This window comes from Flavobacterium sandaracinum (assembly GCF_004349135.1).
Classification (GTDB): Bacteria; Bacteroidota; Bacteroidia; order Flavobacteriales; family Flavobacteriaceae; genus Flavobacterium; species Flavobacterium sandaracinum.
Genome location: NZ_SMFN01000003.1, coordinates 98,154 through 120,366 on the forward strand (window position 1 = coordinate 98,154; position 22,213 = coordinate 120,366).

Annotated in this window: 22 protein-coding genes; 14 read left to right on the plus strand and 8 right to left on the minus strand. The window is 34.6% G+C overall.

The features are described from left to right. Window positions 1-372: 372 nt before the first annotated feature. From E0F91_RS03725 to E0F91_RS03745, 5 genes are read left to right on the plus strand one after another with little or no spacing between them, the layout of a single operon-like run. The gene (locus E0F91_RS03725) at window positions 373-1,155 is read left to right on the plus strand and encodes an MlaE family ABC transporter permease (RefSeq protein ID WP_132065013.1); all 783 of its coding nucleotides are present in this window, start codon (window positions 373-375) and stop codon (window positions 1,153-1,155) included. Between the two features lie 5 nt (window positions 1,156-1,160). Beyond that, entirely contained in the window at window positions 1,161-1,913 is a 753-nt protein-coding gene (locus E0F91_RS03730; RefSeq protein ID WP_132065014.1) for an ABC transporter ATP-binding protein, read from the plus strand. A gap of 7 nt (window positions 1,914-1,920) precedes the next feature. Continuing rightward, a complete protein-coding gene (locus E0F91_RS03735; RefSeq protein WP_132065015.1) occupies window positions 1,921-2,904 on the plus strand; it encodes an MlaD family protein in 984 nt (327 codons plus the stop codon). Window positions 2,905-2,960: 56 nt separating this feature from the next. Continuing rightward, window positions 2,961-3,998 carry a glycoside hydrolase family 130 protein gene (locus E0F91_RS03740; RefSeq protein ID WP_132065016.1) on the plus strand — a complete coding sequence of 346 codons (1,038 nt, stop codon included), beginning with the start codon at window positions 2,961-2,963 and terminating at the stop codon, window positions 3,996-3,998. 11 nt (window positions 3,999-4,009) lie between these two features. Further along, the gene (locus E0F91_RS03745) at window positions 4,010-6,277 is read left to right on the plus strand and encodes a glycosyltransferase (RefSeq protein ID WP_132065017.1); all 2,268 of its coding nucleotides are present in this window, start codon (window positions 4,010-4,012) and stop codon (window positions 6,275-6,277) included. A 36-nt stretch (window positions 6,278-6,313) separates the two neighbouring features. On the opposite strand, the gene E0F91_RS03750 is transcribed toward E0F91_RS03745, so the two are convergent. Then, entirely contained in the window at window positions 6,314-7,438 is a 1,125-nt protein-coding gene (locus E0F91_RS03750) for a cysteine desulfurase family protein (protein ID WP_132065018.1), read from the minus strand. A gap of 19 nt (window positions 7,439-7,457) precedes the next feature. Next, on the minus strand, window positions 7,458-8,375 hold the full coding sequence (locus E0F91_RS03755; RefSeq protein ID WP_132065019.1) for an EamA family transporter: 918 nt from the start codon (window positions 8,373-8,375) through the stop codon (window positions 7,458-7,460). Between the two features lie 207 nt (window positions 8,376-8,582). Here E0F91_RS03755 and E0F91_RS03760 point away from each other — a divergent pair, with 207 nt between their 5' ends. Next, window positions 8,583-9,527 carry a hypothetical protein gene (locus E0F91_RS03760; RefSeq protein ID WP_132065020.1) on the plus strand — a complete coding sequence of 315 codons (945 nt, stop codon included), beginning with the start codon at window positions 8,583-8,585 and terminating at the stop codon, window positions 9,525-9,527. Between the two features lie 139 nt (window positions 9,528-9,666). Here E0F91_RS03760 and E0F91_RS03765 read toward each other — a convergent pair whose 3' ends face one another. Continuing rightward, entirely contained in the window at window positions 9,667-10,218 is a 552-nt protein-coding gene (locus E0F91_RS03765) for a Smr/MutS family protein (protein ID WP_132065021.1), read from the minus strand. Then, on the minus strand, window positions 10,211-10,393 hold the full coding sequence (locus E0F91_RS03770) for a hypothetical protein (protein ID WP_132065022.1): 183 nt from the start codon (window positions 10,391-10,393) through the stop codon (window positions 10,211-10,213). The genes E0F91_RS03765 and E0F91_RS03770 overlap by 8 nt, the downstream gene beginning before the upstream one ends. A gap of 118 nt (window positions 10,394-10,511) precedes the next feature. Between E0F91_RS03770 and E0F91_RS03775 the strand changes: the two genes are divergently transcribed. Then, window positions 10,512-10,787, plus strand: a complete 276-nt coding sequence (locus E0F91_RS03775; RefSeq protein WP_341825439.1) for a DUF2752 domain-containing protein — start codon at window positions 10,512-10,514, stop codon at window positions 10,785-10,787. Between the two features lie 18 nt (window positions 10,788-10,805). On the opposite strand, the gene E0F91_RS03780 is transcribed toward E0F91_RS03775, so the two are convergent. After that, the gene (locus tag E0F91_RS03780) at window positions 10,806-11,504 is read right to left on the minus strand and encodes a DUF1003 domain-containing protein (protein ID WP_132065024.1); all 699 of its coding nucleotides are present in this window, start codon (window positions 11,502-11,504) and stop codon (window positions 10,806-10,808) included. Window positions 11,505-11,864: 360 nt separating this feature from the next. Between E0F91_RS03780 and cysM the strand changes: the two genes are divergently transcribed. Together cysM and E0F91_RS03790 are read left to right on the plus strand one after the other, a co-directional pair. Continuing rightward, window positions 11,865-12,752 carry a cysteine synthase CysM gene (cysM, locus tag E0F91_RS03785; protein ID WP_132065025.1) on the plus strand — a complete coding sequence of 296 codons (888 nt, stop codon included), beginning with the start codon at window positions 11,865-11,867 and terminating at the stop codon, window positions 12,750-12,752. 116 nt (window positions 12,753-12,868) lie between these two features. Further along, window positions 12,869-13,561 carry an SGNH/GDSL hydrolase family protein gene (locus E0F91_RS03790; RefSeq protein WP_243698832.1) on the plus strand — a complete coding sequence of 231 codons (693 nt, stop codon included), beginning with the start codon at window positions 12,869-12,871 and terminating at the stop codon, window positions 13,559-13,561. 67 nt (window positions 13,562-13,628) lie between these two features. Here the strand turns inward: E0F91_RS03790 and E0F91_RS03795 are convergent, their stop codons facing one another. Further along, the gene (locus E0F91_RS03795; RefSeq protein WP_132065026.1) at window positions 13,629-14,039 is read right to left on the minus strand and encodes an OsmC family protein; all 411 of its coding nucleotides are present in this window, start codon (window positions 14,037-14,039) and stop codon (window positions 13,629-13,631) included. Between the two features lie 322 nt (window positions 14,040-14,361). On the opposite strand from E0F91_RS03795, the gene E0F91_RS03800 reads away from it, so the two are divergent. The 5 genes from E0F91_RS03800 to E0F91_RS03820 all read left to right on the plus strand — a co-directional run bounded on the left by E0F91_RS03800 (window position 14,362) and on the right by E0F91_RS03820 (window position 20,637). Continuing rightward, a complete protein-coding gene (locus E0F91_RS03800) occupies window positions 14,362-15,651 on the plus strand; it encodes a CPBP family glutamic-type intramembrane protease (protein WP_132065027.1) in 1,290 nt (429 codons plus the stop codon). 365 nt (window positions 15,652-16,016) lie between these two features. Beyond that, on the plus strand, window positions 16,017-17,354 hold the full coding sequence (locus tag E0F91_RS03805; RefSeq protein ID WP_243698833.1) for a mechanosensitive ion channel family protein: 1,338 nt from the start codon (window positions 16,017-16,019) through the stop codon (window positions 17,352-17,354). A 403-nt stretch (window positions 17,355-17,757) separates the two neighbouring features. Then, window positions 17,758-19,170 (plus strand): 23S rRNA (uracil(1939)-C(5))-methyltransferase RlmD, encoded by a 1,413-nt coding sequence (gene rlmD / locus E0F91_RS03810; protein WP_132065028.1) that lies wholly within the window; start codon window positions 17,758-17,760, stop codon window positions 19,168-19,170. 122 nt (window positions 19,171-19,292) lie between these two features. Next, a complete protein-coding gene (locus tag E0F91_RS03815) occupies window positions 19,293-19,814 on the plus strand; it encodes a DUF6452 family protein (RefSeq protein WP_132065029.1) in 522 nt (173 codons plus the stop codon). Further along, complete coding sequence (locus E0F91_RS03820) at window positions 19,786-20,637, plus strand: DUF6048 family protein (protein ID WP_132065030.1); 852 nt, start codon at window positions 19,786-19,788, stop codon at window positions 20,635-20,637. Before E0F91_RS03815 ends, E0F91_RS03820 begins: the two co-directional genes overlap by 29 nt. A gap of 87 nt (window positions 20,638-20,724) precedes the next feature. Here E0F91_RS03820 and E0F91_RS03825 read toward each other — a convergent pair whose 3' ends face one another. Continuing rightward, window positions 20,725-20,961, minus strand: a complete 237-nt coding sequence (locus tag E0F91_RS03825) for a hypothetical protein (protein WP_132065031.1) — start codon at window positions 20,959-20,961, stop codon at window positions 20,725-20,727. A 56-nt stretch (window positions 20,962-21,017) separates the two neighbouring features. After that, a complete protein-coding gene (locus E0F91_RS03830) occupies window positions 21,018-22,193 on the minus strand; it encodes a THUMP domain-containing class I SAM-dependent RNA methyltransferase (RefSeq protein WP_132065032.1) in 1,176 nt (391 codons plus the stop codon). Window positions 22,194-22,213 lie beyond the last annotated feature (20 nt).

Sequence of the window (22,213 nt, forward strand, 5' to 3'; positions counted from 1 at the left end):
AATACTTCTTTAATAATGTTGAACCAATTACTGTAATTCCATCTAGACACTTTTTTAAACAAATAGAGCATCGATATTAAAATGTTAGAAAGTGATTCACTTTTTTAGAGAAAAACTCAGCATTATTTCCAAAAAATTGTATTGCCCATAATTCTTAACAAAAATCACTTCTACATATTCCATTTTACAATTGAAATTATTCGCCCGAATAAAAATAACGGCTACATAAATGCTGTTATTTTTTAAAATTAATATATTCTCGACAAAACCGTCAATATAATAGGCAAACAACACTTTTCATAGCACTGATAATCAGATAAATAACTATATATTTGAGTAGCTGTTTTCTGTTAAAAACTAATTCATTTGGTTATGAATACATTTTCAAAAATAAGGGAATTATTCAAGGCTTTTTTACTTGAAATTGGCGAACTCTCCTACTTTGCTGGTCGTTTTTTTCAAGAAACGTTCAAACGCCCAATGGAGTTCAAAGAGTTTTTACGACAATGTTTTAATATGGGAAATCGTTCCCTGCTCCTGGTGGCAGTTACGGGATTTATTATTGGATTGGTATTCACCTTGCAATCGCGTCCCACGTTGCAGGAATTTGGCGCCGTTTCTTGGATGCCATCAATGGTAAGTATTTCGTTGATTCGAGAAATTGGTCCTATTATAACCGCTTTGATATGTGCAGGCCGAATTGGTTCTGGTATCGGTGCTGAATTAGGTTCGATGCGGGTGACAGAACAAATTGATGCCATGGAAGTTTCCGGTACTAATCCGTTTAAATATTTAGTGGTGACCCGAGTTTTGGCTACCACTTTTATGCTACCCGTTTTGGTTTTCTTTGGAGACGCTATTGCAATATTTGGTTCTTTTCTAGTCGAAAACATCAAAGGAAACGTTTCCTTTTTATTGTATTACAATAAGGTGTTTGATGCCTTGGAATTTGGTGATTTAATACCCGCAACTATTAAAACATTCTTTTTTGGTTTTGCCATCGGATTAGTAGGTTGCTTCAAAGGATATTATTGCAAGAAAGGAACCGCAGGTGTGGGTTTAGCTGCTAATTCGGCAGTGGTTTTCACGTCGATGCTGTTATTCATTATTGACTTTATTGCTGTATTTGTTACTGATATATTTTATGATTTATAACGATTATGAGTATCCCGACACCCAATCAAAACCGAATTATAGAAATCAAAGACTTGCGAAAAAGTTATGGTGATAATCATGTTTTGGATGGTTTTAATATGGTGCTGAATGAAGGAGAAAATCTGGTGATTATGGGGAAATCAGGTTCCGGAAAATCAGTGATGATCAAATGCTTAATTGGATTAGAGCAGCCAGACAGTGGTTCTATCGTTGTGATGGGAGAAGATATCAGCGAACTCAATCGGGAGGAACTGGACGATTTACGGACAGAAGTTGGATTTCTTTTTCAAGGAAGCGCATTATACGATTCGATGACGGTTCGCGAGAATCTAGAATTTCCATTGCGTCGTCACAAAAAAAAGTTTGGAGTCATTAAAGACACCACGCCCTTAGTGATGGAAGCATTAGAAAATGTGGGATTGGCTCAAACCATTAATTTAATGCCCGAAGAATTATCGGGTGGAATGAAACGCCGAATCGCTTTGGCCAGAACATTGATTCTGCAACCAAAAATAATTCTGTATGACGAACCTACAACTGGATTAGATCCCATTACTGCAAAAGAAATTTTGCTGTTGATGATGTCTATTCAACAAAAATACAACACCTCTGCAATAATTATCACCCACGATGTGGATTGTGCGAGAGTAATTTCGAACCGAATGATTTTATTGGTTGACGGTATCAATTATATCGAAGGCACTTTTGAGGAATTGTCTATCTCAACTGATCCGAAAGTGCAAGCTTTCTTTAAATAAGAATAAAATGGAAAAAACGACATCACAAAAATTGCGACTTGGACTTTTTGTTATTATCGGGTTATTACTTTTTATACTCGCGGTATATTTTATTGGCGATAAGCAACAAATGTTTGGAAAAACCAATCAATTATCCGCGGTTTTTAATAATGTAAGCGGTCTGCAACTGGGAAATAATGTACGCTATTCCGGGATAAATGTGGGTACGGTTAGTGGCATAACAATGATAAATGATACGGCAATAAAAGTCGATATGCTGATTGATAAAACCATTTTTCCACACATCAGGAAAAATGCCACAGCCACAATCGGTTCAGATGGTTTAGTGGGAAACATGATTATTAATATTATTCCGGGTAAGGAAAAAGCAAGCTCAATATTACCAGGAGATGAAATTCTTACGTTAAGCCGCATTCGCATGGATGATATGTTGAATATCCTTGGTAAAACCAATAAAAATGCGGCACTACTGACATCCGATTTACTTAAAATTACGAATGAAATCAATCAGGGAACTGGAACTGTGGGCTTATTAATTAAGGATGCTAACTTGGCAAATGATTTAAAACAAACCGTTCATTATTTGAAAATTACGGGACAAGGAAGTTCAGAATCAATCACGAAAATAAACCGACTCATTTCTTCCTTAGAAAATAAAGACAATGTAATTGGTGTTTTGAAAGATACCGCGGTTGCCAATAATCTTAAAAAAATAGTCCTGAATTTAAAACAAACTAGTACCCAAATAGATAATGTTGTAAACAACCTAGATACCACAATTGTAAATATAAAAAACGGAAAAGGAGCTGTAAATTATCTTTCAAATGACCCAGAACTAGTTCGGAAAATAGATTCAACGATGACTAATGTTAACGAAGCCAGCTTGCGTTTGAATGAAAATCTCGAAGCTTTGAAACATAATTTTTTGTTGCGGGGATATTTTAGAAAACAAGAAAAAGCAAAATTAAAAGAACAAAAAAAGGATGAATAGTAAAATAGATTATTGCCTTTATTTGATTTTAGAACTACGTAAAAGACGATTGCAACATGGTTACAATAGAAAAATTAGGAATAATTCTAAGTCCTACCAACCACCAATTTGAAAATAACGGCGTGTTCAATCCTGGGATTTATCAGGACGGAAATACGATTCATGTTTTATATCGAGCGGTAGAACACGGCAATTATTCTACAATAGGATACGCCAAGTTGGATGGTCCCATGAAAGTAACAGAACGCTATGAAAAGCCATTGATTTCGAGAGATTTTGATTATGAAAAACACGGTGTGGAAGATGCAAGAGTTGTGAAAATTGAGGATACCTATTATATAACTTATACCGCTTATGATGGAGTCAATGCGATGGGAGCCCTTGCCACTTCAAAGGATTTAATTCATTTTGAAAAGCACGGAATCATAACGCCACATGTTAATTATCAAGAATATGAAAATTTTATGAACTGCTGTGATAGCAGTAAACTCAATCCAAAATACCATCAGTACTATAATCTTTTTGCCCAAATAGGATTAGTTGCCGATGAATTCCGGTTGCTTCGAGATAAAGATGTGGTCTTATTTCCAAGGAAAATAAACGGAAAATTTATGCTTTTGCACCGGATTTGGCCGGGAATTCAGATTGTGGAATTCAATGATTTCAAGGATTTAACAGAAGATTTTTGGAAAGAATATCTCATTAAGTTAGTGGATCATATTGTACTGGATCCCAAAGATGTATACGAAGTGAATTACATTGGTGCTGGCGGTCCGCCTATAGAAACTGAATATGGCTGGTTGCTAATTTACCATGGCGTACAAGAGACGATAAAGGGAAAAATATATCATGCAAAAGCCGCATTATTACAATTGGACAATCCGAAAATTGAGATTGCCAGATTACCATTTCCGTTGTTTTCACCCACAAAGCAATGGGAAATAGAGGGAGTAGTAAGCAATGTTGTCTTTCCATCAGGACATGCATTATTTGGCAAAGACCTATACCTATACTACGGCGTGGCCGATAAACACATTGCTGTTGCAAAATTAGACTTAAATGAATTGCTTCTCGAATTGAGAAAACAACCTTAAAAAATGACGCTATGAAAATCGAGAAAGGAATAAAAATGCTGATTGTAAGCTCCTACCCACCTAGAGAATGCGGAATAGCAACTTTTACTAATGATATTGTCAATGCCTTGGATGTTGTATTTGGAGACACGCTTCCCGTTGAAGTATGCGCATTGCAAACCAGAGAGCAAGATTTTAAATATCCTGAAGAAGTGAGCTATGTTCTGCCGGTAGATTCTTTGGTTCATTACAGGTTGGTCGCCGAGAAAATAAATGAACGCAATGATATTGGATTGGTTTGTATTCAACATGAATTTGGTCTTTTTAGAGGAGAATATGGCGATCATATCCTTTCCTTTATATTGGCGCTTAACAAACCCATTGTAACCGTTTTTCATACAGTGCTGCCTAATCCCGACGAAAAAAGAATAAAAGTGGTTTATGCGCTCACTGATTTATCGGACAAAGTGGTGGTTCTAACCAAAAAATCAAAAGAAATTCTGATCGACTACTATAATTGTCCTCCGACAAAGACCATAGTAATTCCTCATGGAAATCACACTGTACTATGGGAACAAAAAAAAATACTGAAAAACAAATATGGTTTTAAAGACAAAATTGTACTATCTACTTTTGGATTAATTAGTGAAAATAAAGGAATTGAAACCGTCTTACAGGCATTACCGGAAATTGTAGCGCGACATCCTGAAGTAGTTTACCTTGTAATAGGAAAGACACATCCCGAAGTTATAAAAAGAGAAGGAGAGAAATACCGCAATCTACTTGCTACTTTAGTAAAAGAACTTGGTTTAGAAAGCAATGTAATTTTTATCAATGAGTACCTGCAATTGGAACAATTATTGGAATTTTTAACCTTATCAGAAATTTATTTATTCTCTTCCAAAGATCCAAATCAAGCAGTAAGTGGAACCTTTGCTTATGCAATGAGCAGCGGGTGCGCTGTAATTTCTACTCCCATACCTCATGCTGTCGAATCGTTAGGAAACGGCAATGGAATCCTAATGAAAAGTTTCGATAAACCCGATGAATTTAAGGAAGCAATCCTCTATCTCATTGAAAATAAAGAGCAGAGGATAGCAATGGGGAAAAATGCCTTTTCTATGGCTCGTGCGACAAACTGGGAGAATATCGCCATCCAATACCGTCTTTTATTTGACCAATTAACGAATAGAGAAGATGATTTACGATTCAATTTTCCTCCTATAAAATTAGATCATATCAAAAAACTGACTACCGATTTTGGAATTCTTCAGTTTTCAAAATTCAGTCAGCCTGATCCTGAATCAGGCTATACGCTGGACGATAATGCCAGAGCATTAATCAACATGGTCCTATACAATAAAGCGTTTCCCAATGAAGAGAATTTGAAACTGGCAAATACCTACTTAAATTTTATCGAAGGCATACAACAACAGGATGGCTGGTTTGACAATTACAAAGATTATAACAAGAAACTAACCAAACAAAACGAAGAAGTAAATTTGGAAGATGCAAATGGCAGAGCGTTGTGGAGTCTTGGAACGGTGATTTCCCACAGACAAAACTTACCGCTGGACATGATTTGCCAGGCCGTAAAATGCTGGGATAAAGCAATAAACAAGATAGACAACTTCAAATCACCAAGAGCCATAGCCTATGCTCTCAAAGGTCTTTATCTGTACCATGAAACGTATGAAGATAAAGATATAAAAAATCATATCGAGAAATTGGCTAATGAACTGCTACGCCATTATAAAATCAATTCAGTCGAGAATTGGTGCTGGTACGAAGATTACATGACCTATGCCAATAATGTGCTGCCCGAAGCTATGATGTACAGTTATTTAGTCACAAAAAATCCTAAATATAAAAAAATTGCAGTTATTACTTTTGACTTTTTACTTTCTCACTATTTTATGAAAGGACAGTTGAAAGTAATATCAAACCGAGGTTGGTTCAAAAAACAAAATGAAAGGGTTTTCTATGGCGAACAACCTATTGAAGTCGCTACAACCATAATTGCACTCGATTTGTTTTATGATGTAACGCAAAATACAAAATACAAAGACCAATTAAAACTCGCTTTCATCTGGTTTTTGGGGAACAATCATCTAAAACAGATCATGTACAATCCAGAAAATGGTGCTTCGTATGACGGATTAGAAGACAAACACATCAACATTAATCAGGGAGCTGAATCTACTTTGTGTTTTTTTAAAGCGCGCTTAATCATGGAAAAATATAACGAAAAACCCTCGTATCCAATAAAAACATCCAAAACGAAGTCCTTAATTACTTAAATTCCACTAAAAAATCTGCTGAAAAGCAGATTTTTTTTATATCGTTTTCAATGCGCCTACAAGTACATCAATATCTTCCTTTGTATTGAAATGACTAAACGAAATACGCAAACTAGGTTTTTTCAAATCTTCATTTGAAAGCATTTCGGCTAAAACATGTGAAGGTTTTACGCTTCCAGATTGACAGGCGCTTCCGCGGGAAACTGCAATTCCTTTCATATCTAAATGAAATAAAATCATTGCTGTTTTATCCGCTGAGAAAGGCATCAATACATTCAAAACCGTATAAAATCCATCGACAGTTCCATTGATTGCAAAAGCTGGAAATTCAATTTCAAGTTGAGTAATAAGATAACTTCGTAATTCAGTAATATGGCTTCGTTCCGTTTCTAAATTGCGGTATGAAAGTTCTAATGCTTTTGCCATTCCGGCAATTTGATGTAAAGCCTCAGTACCGGCTCGCAATCCTTTTTCCTGTTCTCCGCCAAAGAATAGTGGTTGTAACCCGGAATTTTTTCGAATAAAAGCAAAACCAACTCCTTTTGGTCCGTGAAATTTATGCGCACTAGCCACAATGAAATCAATTGGTAAATTTTGTAAATCAATTGTTGTTTTTCCAATGGACTGCACCGTATCCGAATGAAATAAAACATTATGTTCTTGACAAATACGGCCTATTCGTTCCAAGTCTAAAACGGTTCCTGTTTCATTGTTCACATGCATCAAACTGACTAATGTTTTCTTTTCTTGCGAGAGTAATTCTACTAAATCAGTTATGTCAATTTCACCGTTTGGCTTGATTGCCACATAATCTACTTGAATACCGTACTCTTTTTCTAATACTAAAGCCGTGTACAAAACAGCATGATGCTCAATTTTACTAGTAATAATTCTCTTCACTTTCAAATCTTTTACGGCTGAACGGAGAATCCAATTATTAGCCTCAGTTCCACAAGACGTGAAAATAATTTCCTGAGCGGTAGCATTCAAATTTTTGGCGATTGATTTTCTGGAAAGTTCCAAAATGTTTTTGGCGGAACGTCCTAAACTATGTGTTGAAGATGGATTTCCGTACTCTTCCGTTAAAACTTGAGTCATTTCCTGAATCACCTCTGGACGCAGAGCCGTGGTTGAGGCATTATCGAGATATACTTTTTTCATTTTTTAAAATATAAAATTATTAAAGCCCTTTAATTTCTGCTGGCATCGCTTTCGGTTTTTTAGAAAAGAGTATTCTTTCATTAAATACCACTATCGAAACAAAAATTAAAAAATAAGAAAACAATTGAAGGAAACTTACTTGCTCATTGTAATAAAATAGGGCCAGTAAAAAATTAATAATCGGGTTAATATAAATCATAATTCCTACCGCAGAAGAGTTAATTCCTTTGAGCGCATAGAGATTTAAAAACAACGGGATAATGGTAAAAAACACCACAATCATGAACATACAGGTATAAAATAAAGGTTCCGTAGGGATTGCTCCGCTGTATTTTGGATAAAAAGGAAGTAAAACAAGCGCTGTAAAAATCAATTGAATCGTAAGCCCCAGAAATTTATCCAAACCATTATTTTTTCGTTGACTCACTAAATACATTGCGTATGTTGCCGCAGTGATAAGGCTGTAAAAAATATCCTGAAAATGGTTGAATGACAACAAAATACAACTGAAAAAACTGATGCTCACAGCAATCCATTGCCATTTACTCAATGTTTCTTTCAATATATAAAAGGCAAAAACTGTCGTTACAATAGGACAAATCAAATAGGCTAATGATGCTGCATTAACGCTAACATGATTCATTACATAGATGTAAACAAACCAGTTTGAAGAGAGGAATACGCCACCACCAAGTGTCAGTAACACAACCTTTTTTTGTTGTTTTGATGAGCTATTTTTAAAGTGATTCCAATTTTCTCTTATTACTCTTCTTCGAAAAACTACATTTATGAGTACCATTGTAATCGCACTAAAAAAGACGCGATAAAACAAAATATCAAGAGAAGGATAATTATGCAACGGTTTCAAAGCAAAACTAAAAAAACCCCAGACAAAAAAAGCTAAAAAAGCAGCTGAATAATATTTGTTAAGCCTCATGACCCTTATTAAATTGGTACAAAGATAACGAATTCTATTGGCTTTCAAACCGTACAATTCGATTCAAAAATTTAAGTAGAAATAGTAAATTTATTCTCCAACCCTAAAAAACAAAAAAGCACAATATGTTGTTAAATACGGTATTTTTATTCGGTATTGTATTTGGTATAAATTAAAAATTCTATTTTTGTTAGAAATTTTATAAAAATGAAAAGAGTCCTTAGCTTGTTGGTTTTTGCCCTGTTCTTAAATGGTTGTGATGATGGAGATTTAATTCAAGAAGACATCAATTTTGAGGATGTTGCCGCACAAAAATGTACCTCAAACACTATTATTTATAAAGTAAAAGATAGTGAAGCTCTTATTTTTGATGCCTTAGGAATCAATTTCCCTGCTGAAACTTCTACTCAGGAACTAGAGATTAATAGTACCAATCGAGTAATTTATCGGTTTTATAATGGTACCGTAACTGCTTCTACATTATGCGAAACAATCCCCCCAGCAACGCCAGTTGTAACAGATCAATGGACGGCTACAGGTGGAAGAATAGTCATAAATACTACTGCCATTAAAACTAGGAATGAAGCAGAGAACAGTTCTAAAATCACAGGTTATAACCACAATATTACCTTTAAAAACATCACTTTTGATAAAGGAAACGGTACACAAGTTTATGAAACATTTACGTTTGGGGACTATATTCTGAACACCACCGGTTTGCCTTTTGCTTTTACTAAAGTGTTAAAGCAATGCTCAAATTCTAAACAGCTTTATGATAAAAATAGTAGCGAAGCACTGATTCTAGATATAGATCCCACTTTGATTACTAATCAAGCTACTCCAATAAACACACCAAGAAGTGGCCTAATTAGCGATACCAAAAACAAACTTACGTATCGATTATTCTCTGGTTTGTTGACTGATGATTACTTTTGTAATACCACTTTTCCATCTACTCCTGTAGTTCTTGAGGAATGGATTGCCGTAGCTGGAGTTGCTAATATCAGTGGCAGGATTGAAGTAACAACCACTAGTTTTGGAAACGGTTTTAAACATACCGTGATTCTTAAAAATGTAAAAATGAAGAAGGGAAACAGTGATTTTCTTTTAGGTGACAATTATATTTACGGTGAATTATTGACTACCAATTAATCTTGAATTTTATATAAATTCAATCTCAAAATCAATCGTTTTTTACCCCAACAAAAATCCCGATTTCAAGTCACTTTCAAATAGAAAATAGACTTGAAATCGGGATTATTTTTTCGATTTAAATCACTTAAAAAGAGAATTACATCGCACTTTGTTTGATAAAAACTTCTGTTGCGCCTTGTCCGTATTTTTGATAATTACCCTCTGCAAAAGCAATATTATCATAACGACCTAGTAAGAAATCCAGTTCTGCTTTTAAGACTCCTTCACCAACTCCATGGATGAAAACAATTTTAGGAATCCGATTTCTTATAGCAAATTCTATGTGTCGTTTTGCCGTTTCTGTTTGTAAGGTAAGAATATCATAATTTGTCATTCCCCGTTTATTAGGCACTAGTTTCTCAATGTGCAAATCAAATTCGGGAGCCGGAATTTCGTGTTTAGATTTTTTCTCTTTTACAAAACTTCGTGCTTTTGGAATTTCTTTTTCCTTAGCAACTTCACTTATATTAATTCTTCTGATAGAATCAAGTAAGTTACTGGAATCGTTTATTTTAATCAATTCCTTGACAAAAAATGTCATCATAAATCCATCCTCTGTTTCGATAGTTACCTGCTGCTCTTTTACGGATAATACTATTCCGTTTATAGCTTCATCCAGAACTGAAACCTTATCTCCTTTGTTAAACATTTTCGTTTTCTTTATCTTGATTTTTACTGGGTGTTTTGGCACTCAACTGCATCATTCCTATCATGAAAATCACAATAGCAACGACCATGATGTACACATTTTTTTCTGCACTGACTTGCTCGAACAAAGCAACAATGATGGCAACAATCATTATGGGGATTATAAACTTTTTCATCTTTAAAAATATCAGATTCCAAAAGTAATGAATTTAAAATTACCTCCTTAATTTTTCAATCGTTACTTATTTTTTTGTAAAATTGTAAAAAATAAAACCATTGGATTTAGAAAAATATATGTTTCCGTGTTTAAGCAAAACCCTCTTTGGGATGGAGTGTTTGGGATGCGGTTTTCAGAGGGGTTTTTTACTGTTAGTACAAGGCGATTTTTACGGCGCTTTCAAGATGTATCCAGCCCTTTTCACGACCTTATTATTTCTTGGAATTGTAAGTTTGAATTTGATTGACAACAATAGAAATTATAAAAAATGGATTATTTCTTCCGCTATCTTAAATGGTGTTTTTATGATTGTTGGTTATTTTTTCAAACACTATTCTTCACTTTATTTCTAACTTTTCCCGTTCAAAAAATTATTTAATTCTTGACAGAATATCATTCATCATTTCGATTTGGACTTTTTGAATTTCTATTAATTCCTCTTGTTGATGCATAATCAAATGATCCATTTTTTCATGAAGCATTCGGATTTCAAGTTCTGATTTGAGATTAATCATATAATCTTTTTTAGCTCTTTCCCTATCCTTTTCCTCCTGACGATTCTGACTCATCATAATTACTGGAGCTTGAAGTGCAGCCAAACAAGATAAAATTAAATTCAATAAAATAAAAGGATAAGGGTCAAACCCTTTATTCAGTAGAATATAAATATTTGCTAAAATCCAAAGCATAATAAATACTCCAAAAAGAATAATAAATTTCCAGCTTCCGCCAAAACCTGCCACTTGATCTGCCACTTTCTGACCAACTGTACGAGCGCCTAATTCATCTTCAACACCACTCACCAATGATTTATCTTCGCTTAAAGAATCAATAACCTTAGCTTCTAAATTGGACAACTCTCCTATTTCAACCAGCAAGTAATTAGATATGTATTTCTCCCGGTACATATTAAGCTCCTCAATAGCTAAAAATTTATTCGAATCAAAATCAGGAAAATCACTTTCTATAAGCGCTAATATGGGGTTTCGTATTGTTTTTGCCGAAACTTTATCAGCAAGTGGAAATTCTTTCTTAGAAATGTCACTAACAAAAGTTAAATTACTTTTCATGGCTTGTTATTTATTGGCTAATTAAAAAAAATACTTTCATCAAAACTAGTAAATAGCTGCAGTAGATTATTAAATAATAAAAATACGACTCCATTTTCTATTCTCGCAAATCAAACAACTTTCATTATTTTATTTAACAAAAGTACCTCGATATGAAGGATCACTTTTTGTTTTTGAAAGAAATAATTCAAAATAGTTCAATATCTTTGCATTTCACTACAAAACAAATTCGAATGTCATTGCATTACAACCATATCCCTTTCTATTATTCTTGTTGTTGTTGTATTTAAAAACGGACGCTATAAAAGCATTCATTAGCAAGAAACAGGCATTCTAATTAAAATTAAGATACAAAATAGCATGAAATCATTCAAAATATTAGACCTCATTGGAAATACACCTTTAGTGGAATCTACTAATTTAGTACAAAATAAAAACGTAAAACTTTTACTGAAACTAGAAGGAAATAATCCGGGTGGCAGTTTGAAAGACCGAGCGGCGTACAACATGATCAAATCGGCACTAGAAAGGGGAGATATAAAAAAAGGAGATAAGCTTATTGAGGCTACAAGCGGGAACACGGGTATTGCATTAGCGATGATAGCTAAACTATTCAATATCGAAATCGAATTGGTACTTCCAGAAGACTCTACTAAGGAACGCACCCAAACCATGCGCGCTTATGGCGCTACAGTGATTTTAACGCCCGCTGCTACAGGAATTATTGGTTCTAGAGATTATGCTGACAAAAAAGTAGCCGAAGGCGGCTATATTATGCTCAATCAGTTTGCCAATGATGACAACTGGAAAGCACATTACAAAACAACAGGTCCAGAAATATGGACCGATACGGAAGGAACCGTGACCCATTTTGTCTCCGCAATGGGAACTACAGGAACCATTATAGGAACCTCTACCTATTTAAAAGAAAAAAATCCAGCGATTCAAATTGTAGGAGCACAACCCAGCGATGGCTCGCAAATTCCAGGAATCAGAAAATGGCCGCAAGAATATTTACCAAAAATATTTGATGCCTCAAAGGTAGATACAATCATTGAAGTTTCAGAAACTGAAGCTCGGGCAATGACCAAACGTTTGGCACTTGAAGAAGGTGTTTTTGCAGGAATGAGCAGTGGCGGTTCTGTTGCTGCAGCAGTAAAAATAGCCAACACCATCGAATCTGGTGTGATTGTAGCCATTATTTGTGATCGTGGCGATCGTTATTTATCCTCTGATTTGTTTGATTAATTTAACTTTTTAAAATCAACCTTCTTTGGTGTAGCTTTCAAAGAAGCAAATATAGTTTGAATTGGTTGTATTAGGCGCGTACTAATTTTCTTTAAAAATTTTAAATCCAAGGACAGATGAAGAAAATTCAATTCTTTTATAGCATCTTATTTTTATCAATCATTATGGGAGGAAAAGCACAAGCTCAGGACTGGCCGAATTTAAGCAAATATCAAGAGGAGAATGCACAGCTGAAACCATTAGCGCCCGGAGAAAAGAGAATTGTATTGATGGGCGATTCTATAACTGAATTTTGGAGTGCAATAGATTCCGAATATTTTACTGGAAAATCATACATCAATCGCGGTATCAGCGGTCAAACCACACCGCAAATGCTCATCCGTTTTAGAGCTGATGTGATTGATTTAAAACCTACCGCTGTACTTATTTTAGCAGGAATAAATGACATTGCCGGAAATACGGGTCCAGCAACATTAGATATGATTGCAAATAATATCTTCTCGATGACCGAATTGGCGCAAGCAAACCAGATAAAAGTCATTTTATGCTCCGTGCTACCTGCTTATGACTTCTCTTGGAAACCCAATCAAAATCCAGCGGAAAAAGTGGTAGCTTTAAATCAAATAATAAAAAATTATGCTAACGCTAATGGAATTGTTTATCTTGATTACTTTTCAGCTATGAAAGATGACCGTAACGGATTGAAAACTGCTTATTCCGGAGATGGCGTACATCCCAACCAATTGGGTTATCAGATTATGGCTCCGCTTACTGAAAAAGCAATCAAAGAAGTTTTAGTAAAGAAATAATGGGATATACAAAAGCAAAAAGGCTCGATTTAAACCGAGCCTTTTTGTTTGAAGATTTTTTGTTGGTTTATGCTAAAGTAGCGGTAGTAGAAATTGCGGCATTCAATACCTTAGAAATAGGACAATTTTTTTCTGCCTTAGTCACTAATTGTTGAAAATCATCTTCTGCTATTCCGCTAACCTTTGCTGTAACCGTTAGTTGTGAAGTCAAAATGGTTCCATCTACCAAATCAATATCGCATTTGGTTTCAATACTTTCAATTTCAAAACCAGCTTCCGTAATGTAAGCTGAAAGTTGCATCGTAAAGCAACCTGAATGTGCAGCAGCAATCAGTTCCTCAGGATTTGTCCCTACTCCTTCTTCAAAACGGGATTTGAATGAATATTGTGTATCGCTTAATGTAGTACTTTGTGTCGTCAATTTTCCGGTTCCTTCTTTGAGTGAACCATTCCAGACTGCGGTTGCATTTCTTTTCATAATTATAGATTTTCTGTTTTCTCAAATTTAGTTCATTTCTCAAAAAATAGTCTAAACCAAGCCGTTTTTTAACGAAAGTTTAAAATTCACATTAAACTAAAAGTGTATCTATACTAATGAACTACTAGTGTGTCAATGATGAAAACTTCCATAATACCAACTTAAAATTCTTGTGAATATATTTCTGAATGTGCTATTTTTCGTATTGATTTGATTATGTTTGTGACAGGAGAAATGAACATTATTCAAATGAAACCACTTCCCTAAACAGTCCATTAGATTTTTTTCTACAACACTAAATATTAAATTATAAAATACTCCTATGCTGGAAGCGATCAAAGAAAACTACTTCAATTTAATGGTCTTTTTAAAAAATCCTAAAGACGAGGCAGGACCAAAACGAACCGTAGTTCAAAAAGTCAAAACGCTTTTTTCCTTACTGCTAATTGAAATTCCTGTTATGGTAGTTTTGATTCTTTTGATTAGTGGTCTTGAACAACTAGGATTAGTGGATCCTGAAAACCACGCAATGGAAAATTTGATCAAGTCAGTATCAATTCCAGTACTCTTGCTTATAGTAGTCATCATAATACCTTTTTTCGAAGAGCTACTCTTTCGCCTGTATTTGCGTTACAAAGACAATTACGCATTGCATTTTATCGTTGCAGTAGCTTCACTCACAGGAAAACGAAATCAACAAAAAGCAGCAACATTCCTAAGCTCAGTCTGGACTAAAAGATACAAATTCATATTTTATTTTTCTGCTGTGCTCTTTGGAATGGTTCATATTACTAATTTTGAGTTTTCCTATACCATTTTACTTCTATCGCCACTTTTAGTAGCGCCACAAATAATATTAGGCCTCATTATTGGCTACCTAAGGGTTCGTGATGGATTTATTTCAGGGTTTTTAATGCACGGGCTTCATAATGCTTTATTTATTGGTATTGGAATACTATCCATCGCAAACCATTCTGAAAAACTAAACTTTGAAACCCTTGATTATTCTATCAAGATTGAAGAAACTGATAATATACGCCTTCAAAGTACGCAACAAAACTATCCGGATAGCCTAGCTTACAAAAATGTAAGTCTAAAAACGATTCTATCCCAATTACTGAATACAAATGAAATTTTGTTACAAACTAATAATGAAGATCAACTTGAACAAACTTTGAACGTATATTTCAAAAACAAGTCGAAAGACAGCTCTCAAACAAAAAGCATTGCTTTGAATCAACTTGCAAAAACCTATAATTTCCAAATTAATAGAACTAGTAAACAAATTGAAGTTTGGGATTTAAAAGTTTCAAACTCATCTCTGTTATCTAAATACAAATCTACCAATGACTCATATGGAAACTTGGTGACTATAAACCCGAGGGAAATTATCGTCAAAAAATCTAACATTAAGTCACTTGCAAATGCTTTGACTAAAGTGAACAAGCGAATGACTTTCGACAAAACTGGGCTCAAAGACACTTATAATTTCACCCTTCAAACGACCAATTTTGAAAGTATGAGCAAACAATTAGAAGAAAAATATGGAATTTCTTTAGTAAAACGAAAAATGGACTTAGAACAAAGCACAATCCTATTTCTAAAACAATAATAGATTGAAGCCTTCACTTTTTAACAATAGATTCTCATTGTATTTCTCTTCATTTTTTTTTAAATACTATCGAATTACCGCTTAAGCTTTAGTATCATCTCATACTAGACTGTTACTTGTCCTTTATCAAACCGTTCTTTATTGCATTTGGAATCAAAGCCTATTTCTCAACTTCAAAATAATCAGAACGGGAGTTAAATCGAAATAACCTAAATTTGAATTGTACTAGCCGAAACAAGTACTGTAATTAGATAAAAATACCCGTTGGTAAAAATTTTCGATTACTATTAATCCATTGTGTAGTGTTAAGAAAAAGCCAATCCTAAGCATCTGGCCTTGTCTTCACTTGCGAATGTTACCTTTGTATGAAACAAAGTAAAATAATGATTGTATTAGCCAAAAAATACCCTTCCATAAATATAGATTCTTCCTGGTTGACTGATTTTTTTAACATAGATCCCCGAATCGCTTATTACATCAATCTCCCGATACTTCTTTTTTGTTTGTTCCTTATAGGTATTGTGTCTTGGTTGATTACCAAAAAATTAATTGTTAACGCAATACATAAGCTATTTTTAAAAACTAAGATGACGTGGGATGACCTCTTAATTGAGAAAAAAATATTTGACAAACTGGCTTATATTATTCCAGCAGTTCTTGTCATTTTCACCGTGCCTTCCATTTTAGTCGAATATCCAAAACTGTCTAGTTATATTGTTACTTTGGCGATGATTGTAATTCTTTTGGTCATCATTTGGACCATCATTGCCTTACTGGCGGTATTTGATGTTATTCTGTCCAAATCTCCTATTTTCAAGGACAAACCTATTACGAGTTACATTCAAGTACTAAATATCGTCGTTTATTTCGTAGGTGGAATTCTTATTTTGTCGTTACTTTTAGGAAAGAGTCCATTTTACTTTTTAGGTGCTATGGGAGCCATGACCGCTATATTGTTATTAATTTTCAAAGACACTATTTTAGGTTTTGTAGCAAGTATTCAAATGTCTGTTTATGATATGGTACGCGTGGGCGATTGGATTGCTATGCCAAAATATGATGCTGATGGAGACGTCATGTCCATCAACTTAAGCACCGTCAAGGTTCAAAACTGGGACAAAACAATTACTACAATTCCAACCTATGCTTTCATCACTGATTCTTTTAAAAACTGGCGTGGAATGAGTAATTCAGGAGGACGAAGAATCAAAAGAGCCATCTATCTCAAGGTAAGTAGCTTTTGTTTTTGTGATAATCAAATGCTAGAACAATTTAAGCAATACACACTTATAAGAGATTATATCCTTCAAAAAGAAATTGAGATCAAGAAATCCAATTCTTCACTAATTGATAATGAGTCCAATCCAGTCAATATCAAAAGCCTAACTAATATTGGTGTTTTTAGAGTTTACGCAGAAAATTATCTTCTTTCAAATCCGAAAATCAATACGGAGATGACGACTATGGTTCGGCAATTAGATCCAACCTCTCAAGGGATGCCTTTAGAAATTTATTGTTTTACTTATGAAAAAGAATGGGAAAAACATGAGGTCATTAAATCCGATATTTTTGATCATTTACTCACTATAACCTCTCAATTTCAACTAGAAGTTTTTGAAGAACCTACGGGAAGAGATTTTAGAAATATAGGAAATGTTCCCACTCAAAAAGCAAGTGTTGCTAATTTACATTCCCAATCCTAACGCATGCTGAAACAGGTAGGTACGCACTCCTTTTTTAACTTTTTCTATCGCTATAATTCGATACCAAAACTGTTTCCATGTAGAGACAAAACTCTAGAGCAGACTGAGGTCTTGTTATCGCTTCAATCCTTTATTTTCCAGTTGTTGCGCTTGAAATGCTTGGCCAAGCCTATAAACGGCATGTGTACCACTAATGCAATAGAAAAAGAGGTACTGACAAGGCCCTAAAAATAAAATTGCCCTAGCATGGGAGCGCTATCAAGCTCTTTTTGTTGCCGATTTTAAGATGAAGGGAAGCGGATTTACAGCGAAAAGCAAGATGAGGCACAAAATAAAAGGAGACTTTTTGAAAATATTTACAAAATTGAATTTATAAAACCATTCAATCGCTTATTTTTGCGCTATGGCTAAGAAAAATACAGACAAAGTTGTCTTTCATCAAATAAAAGTCCTTGATGCTGGTGCAAAAGGCGTATCGGTGGCAAAAGCTCCCGACGGTAAAGTAGTTTTTATCCCTAATGTAGTACCCGGCGATGTAGTCGACGTGCAAACGTTCAAGAAACGCAAGGCGTATTACGAAGGAAAAGCGATTCACTTTCACGAATATTCAGAGCATCGTATAGAACCTATTTGCGAGCATTTTGGTGTTTGTGGTGGTTGTAAATGGCAAAATATGAAATACAGCCAACAGTTGTATTACAAGCAAAATGAGGTAAAAAATCATTTGCAACGCATCGGAAAAATAGAACTTCCAGAATTTGAACCAATCTTGGGTTCTGAAAAACAGTTCTTTTATAGAAATAAAATGGAATTTTCATTTTCGAACAGCCGTTGGTTGACTGAAAAAGAAATTGACAGCACCGAAGATTTAGGAAACAGAAACGCATTAGGATTTCACATTCCAAAAATGTGGGATAAAATCTTGGACATTAATAAATGCCATTTACAGGAAGATCCATCAAACACCATTCGCAATGAAGTAAGGGATTTTGCTAATGCAAATGGACTGACCTTCTTTAACCCAAGAGCGCATGAAGGTTTATTGAGAACCTTGATGTTGCGTACGGCTTCGACTGGTGAAATCATGGTTTTGATTCAGTTTTTTGAAAATGACAAAGCCAATAGAGAACTAATCTTGGATCACCTCTACGAGAAATTCCCTCAAATTACGTCATTGCAATATGTTGTAAATAATAAGGCAAACGATACGCTATACGACACCGATATTAAATTATACAAAGGAAGAGATTACATCCTTGAAGAAATGGAAGGGTTAAAATTTAGCATTAATGCAAAATCTTTTTACCAAACCAACTCGGATCAAGCGTATGAATTATATAAAATAACACGTGATTTTGCTGGATTAACCGGTAATGAAATTGTGTATGATCTATACACTGGAACAGGAACGATAGCTCAATTTGTTTCAAAAAAAGCAAAAAAAGTTATAGGTGTAGAAAGTGTTCCTGATGCGATTAAGGATGCCAAAACTAATGCGGTACGCAATGAAATCACGAATTGTGAATTTTTTGTAGGAGATATGAAAGTGGTGTTCAACGATGATTTCATCGCACAACACGGTCATCCTGATGTGATTATCACAGATCCACCAAGAGACGGAATGCATAAAGATGTAATCGAACAGATTATGAAAATTGCTCCTGAAAAAGTAGTTTATGTAAGTTGTAATTCGGCTACACAAGCCCGTGATTTGGCTTTAATGGACGAAAAATACAAAGTAACACGCGTGCGCCCTGTAGATATGTTTCCGCAAACACATCACGTAGAAAATGTGGTGCTTTTAGAAAGAAGATAATTGATTTTTGATTGCTGATTAACGATTTTTAATTGTAGACTTTAAAAATTGACATCATATTGACATTCAAAATGCCTCTTAGGCATACTAATTATATACAGGTTTCCACAAAAAAATTGTAAATGAAAAAAATAATTTTATTAGTACTTGCAGTAGCACTATCCTTCTCCAGTTGTGAGAAAGACGATATTTGCGATGCAAATACACCCACAACACCACGATTGGTGATTGGTTTCTATGATTTTTTGAATCCTTCGGTTTTAAAAAACGTATCCAATCTAAAAGTGGTAGGCGAAGGAATGACTACTGGAATTCTTTTTAACGGAGCTGAAACAACTAGTGGAAGTATGATTTCTATTCCGTTAAAAACAGTTGGAACGACTACCACTTATAGTTTCACGCTGAATTCTGGCAATTCAAATCCAGCTTTAGTTGATGAGGACATTATTCGATTTGACTATAGTACTCAGGAACTCTTTGTGTCCAGAGCTTGTGGCTACAAAACTATTTTTACATTAGACCCAACCAATCCCTATACGCACACCGATGCAACAGCGGCTAATGTAAAATGGATCAAATTTATATCGGTTGAAAAAAATAACATCGAAAACGAAAATGAAACACACATTAAGATCTTTTTTTAGTATTTGTCTCCTATTGTTGTTGACTTTTGCACAAGCGCAGGAAACGACGCCAAAAGGCGAACAGGCAAAGCAAACAAAGCCTGTCAATAGTGATTCAAAAACCGCCAAAACGAACCAGATTATTCCTGAAGCACAATTGCCGTTAGTCGAAATTAGTCCTAAAATTATAAAGAGTGATTCGATTCCCTTAAAAACAGATCGCTATGGCGTACGTGTGGGACTAGATCTCTATAAAGTAACACGTGGTTTATATGATAGTAACTACAAAGGAATTGAGTTCGTAGGGGATTATAGATTGACAAAAAAATACTTTTTGGCCGCCGAGCTAGGTAACGAAAACAAAACAACTGATGATGACCGCGTTAATTTCACAACCAAAGGTTCGTATTTAAAAGTTGGTTTTGATTACAATGCCTACGAAAACTGGCTCGATATGGAAAATATTATTTCTATTGGGATGCGCTACGGTTTTAGTACTTTTAATCAGCAATTAAACAGTTACAGAATTTATAATGCAAACCCATATTTTGCAGAAACTCCAATAATTCCATCTGGTAAAAAGTTTGATGGATTATCCGCGAGTTGGATTGAAGTGGTGGCTGGAATAAAAGCCAAAGTATTTGACAATGTATTTGTAGGTTTCAGCCTTCGATTGAACCGATTGGTAACCAACAAGGAACCAGATAATTTCTCTAACTTATACATTCCTGGATTTAATAGAACCTACGACGGTAGTTTTGGAGTAGGATTCAATTATACAGTTACTTATTTCGTTCCTATTTATAAGAAGAAAATCGTTGCGAAAAAAGTAGAAGAAAAATAACCGCCAATTCGCTAATTTTTACAAAAAATAAAAATTAGCGAATTAGCGGTCAATATTTTAAAAATAGAATAACTTAAGATTTCTAAACTATCCTATTTCCTTAATTCCTTTCATGAAAATCCACTTCATGAACAATTTCTCTCCGTCTTTAGTTTTTATCGCATGGAATTTTGGCGACAAAAGCGTTCCAATGACAAAAGCGGTTAACGGAATCCAAAATCCGGTTAAATTAGTATAATGTTCTACTACGTATCGGGCAGAAATAAATAATATGGCAAAACATCCCAGTTGGTATAGGAATGCTCGTATTTGTAATTTGGTCATTTTTTAAGTCTTAAGTTATTAAAATCAAAGATGGAAAGTAAAAAATTGAATCCTGCTTATTCAGCATCATCCGTTGTTACTTGAAACTTTGTTCTTTTACTTCCTTCGTACATTTCATATTTTACCAAACGTGCTTCTAAACCAGCATTAAAAAGCTTGATTTTTCTAGAAGGTTTTAGTCCAACATATTTCAGTGCTTCCAAGTTCGCTGTAATCATCCAAGCATTAGTTCCAGGATAATTTTTCTTCAAAGTATCACCAATATTTTTGTAGAATTCTTCCATGTGAATGTCCAAACGCTCATCATACGGTGGATTGAAAACAACATGTAATTTCCCTTCCGAGGATTTTTCAGTATCAAAAAAGTTTTTTTCTTCAATAGAAATATACTCATCAAGATTGGCATTTTTGATATTGTCTTTGGCTTTTTGAACCGCACTAGGTGCTTTATCATAGCCTTTTATCGTGTAATGAAACTCTCTAACTCGTTTCAATAAACTATCAGAAATACTGTCAAATAAGTCATTATCCCAATCGTTCCATTTTTCGAAAGCAAATTCCTTACGGTTAATATTTGCTGGAATATTACAGGCTATCATAGCAGCTTCGGCTAAGAATGTTCCTGAACCACACATAGGATCCAAGAAATCTGTTTGACCGTCCCAACCCGAAAGCAATAGAATTCCTGCTGCCAAAACCTCGTTTATAGGAGCAATATTAGTAGCCGTTCTATACCCACGTTGATTCAACGCATTTCCAGATGTATCTAGTGCAACTGAAACTTGGTCTTTATCGATATGGATGTTGATTCTTAAATCAGGATGTACTTTGTCAATGCTTGGTCGTTGCCCCGTTCGTTCTCTGAACTGATCTACAATAGCATCTTTACATTTTTGGGAAACAAATTCCGAGTGATTAAAATATTCCGAATGTACCGTGGTATCAATCACAAATGTCTGATTAGCATTTAGTAATTTTGACCAATTCATGCTCGAAATCCCTTTGTATAAAGCCTGTTCGTTATTTGCCTTGAAAAAATAAATAGGCTTTAAGATTTTCAAAGCCGTACGCAAAGACAAATTTGCTTTGTACATGAAGCCTTTATCTCCTTTAAAACTAACCATTCTAACCCCTTGCTCTACGTTTTGTGCGCCTAGGTTTTGCAACTCTTTTGCTAATATTTCTTCAAAACCAAAAAAGGTTTTGGCAACCATTTTAAAATTATTTTCCATCTTTTATATAAATTCCAACA

What these genes read in the sequence shown, in the direction of transcription:
- E0F91_RS03755 (WP_132065019.1), bottom strand. Translation starts at nt 8,375, where the DNA reads ATGAGGCTTAACAAATATTATTCAGCTGCTTTTTTAGCTTTTTTTGTC.
- E0F91_RS03790 (WP_243698832.1), top strand. Translation starts at nt 12,869, where the DNA reads ATGAAGAAAATTCAATTCTTTTATAGCATCTTATTTTTATCAATCATT.
- E0F91_RS03820 (WP_132065030.1), top strand. Translation starts at nt 19,786, where the DNA reads ATGAAACACACATTAAGATCTTTTTTTAGTATTTGTCTCCTATTGTTG.
- E0F91_RS03815 (WP_132065029.1), top strand. Translation starts at nt 19,293, where the DNA reads ATGAAAAAAATAATTTTATTAGTACTTGCAGTAGCACTATCCTTCTCC.
- E0F91_RS03775 (WP_341825439.1), top strand. Translation starts at nt 10,512, where the DNA reads ATGTTTCCGTGTTTAAGCAAAACCCTCTTTGGGATGGAGTGTTTGGGA.
- E0F91_RS03770 (WP_132065022.1), bottom strand. Translation starts at nt 10,393, where the DNA reads ATGAAAAAGTTTATAATCCCCATAATGATTGTTGCCATCATTGTTGCT.
- E0F91_RS03750 (WP_132065018.1), bottom strand. Translation starts at nt 7,438, where the DNA reads ATGAAAAAAGTATATCTCGATAATGCCTCAACCACGGCTCTGCGTCCA.
- E0F91_RS03730 (WP_132065014.1), top strand. Translation starts at nt 1,161, where the DNA reads ATGAGTATCCCGACACCCAATCAAAACCGAATTATAGAAATCAAAGAC.
- E0F91_RS03780 (WP_132065024.1), bottom strand. Translation starts at nt 11,504, where the DNA reads ATGAAAAGTAATTTAACTTTTGTTAGTGACATTTCTAAGAAAGAATTT.
- E0F91_RS03800 (WP_132065027.1), top strand. Translation starts at nt 14,362, where the DNA reads ATGCTGGAAGCGATCAAAGAAAACTACTTCAATTTAATGGTCTTTTTA.
- E0F91_RS03735 (WP_132065015.1), top strand. Translation starts at nt 1,921, where the DNA reads ATGGAAAAAACGACATCACAAAAATTGCGACTTGGACTTTTTGTTATT.
- E0F91_RS03725 (WP_132065013.1), top strand. Translation starts at nt 373, where the DNA reads ATGAATACATTTTCAAAAATAAGGGAATTATTCAAGGCTTTTTTACTT.
- E0F91_RS03830 (WP_132065032.1), bottom strand. Translation starts at nt 22,193, where the DNA reads ATGGAAAATAATTTTAAAATGGTTGCCAAAACCTTTTTTGGTTTTGAA.
- E0F91_RS03795 (WP_132065026.1), bottom strand. Translation starts at nt 14,039, where the DNA reads ATGAAAAGAAATGCAACCGCAGTCTGGAATGGTTCACTCAAAGAAGGA.
- cysM (WP_132065025.1), top strand. Translation starts at nt 11,865, where the DNA reads ATGAAATCATTCAAAATATTAGACCTCATTGGAAATACACCTTTAGTG.
- rlmD (WP_132065028.1), top strand. Translation starts at nt 17,758, where the DNA reads ATGGCTAAGAAAAATACAGACAAAGTTGTCTTTCATCAAATAAAAGTC.
- E0F91_RS03825 (WP_132065031.1), bottom strand. Translation starts at nt 20,961, where the DNA reads ATGACCAAATTACAAATACGAGCATTCCTATACCAACTGGGATGTTTT.
- E0F91_RS03745 (WP_132065017.1), top strand. Translation starts at nt 4,010, where the DNA reads ATGAAAATCGAGAAAGGAATAAAAATGCTGATTGTAAGCTCCTACCCA.
- E0F91_RS03805 (WP_243698833.1), top strand. Translation starts at nt 16,017, where the DNA reads ATGAAACAAAGTAAAATAATGATTGTATTAGCCAAAAAATACCCTTCC.
- E0F91_RS03765 (WP_132065021.1), bottom strand. Translation starts at nt 10,218, where the DNA reads ATGTTTAACAAAGGAGATAAGGTTTCAGTTCTGGATGAAGCTATAAAC.
- E0F91_RS03760 (WP_132065020.1), top strand. Translation starts at nt 8,583, where the DNA reads ATGAAAAGAGTCCTTAGCTTGTTGGTTTTTGCCCTGTTCTTAAATGGT.
- E0F91_RS03740 (WP_132065016.1), top strand. Translation starts at nt 2,961, where the DNA reads ATGGTTACAATAGAAAAATTAGGAATAATTCTAAGTCCTACCAACCAC.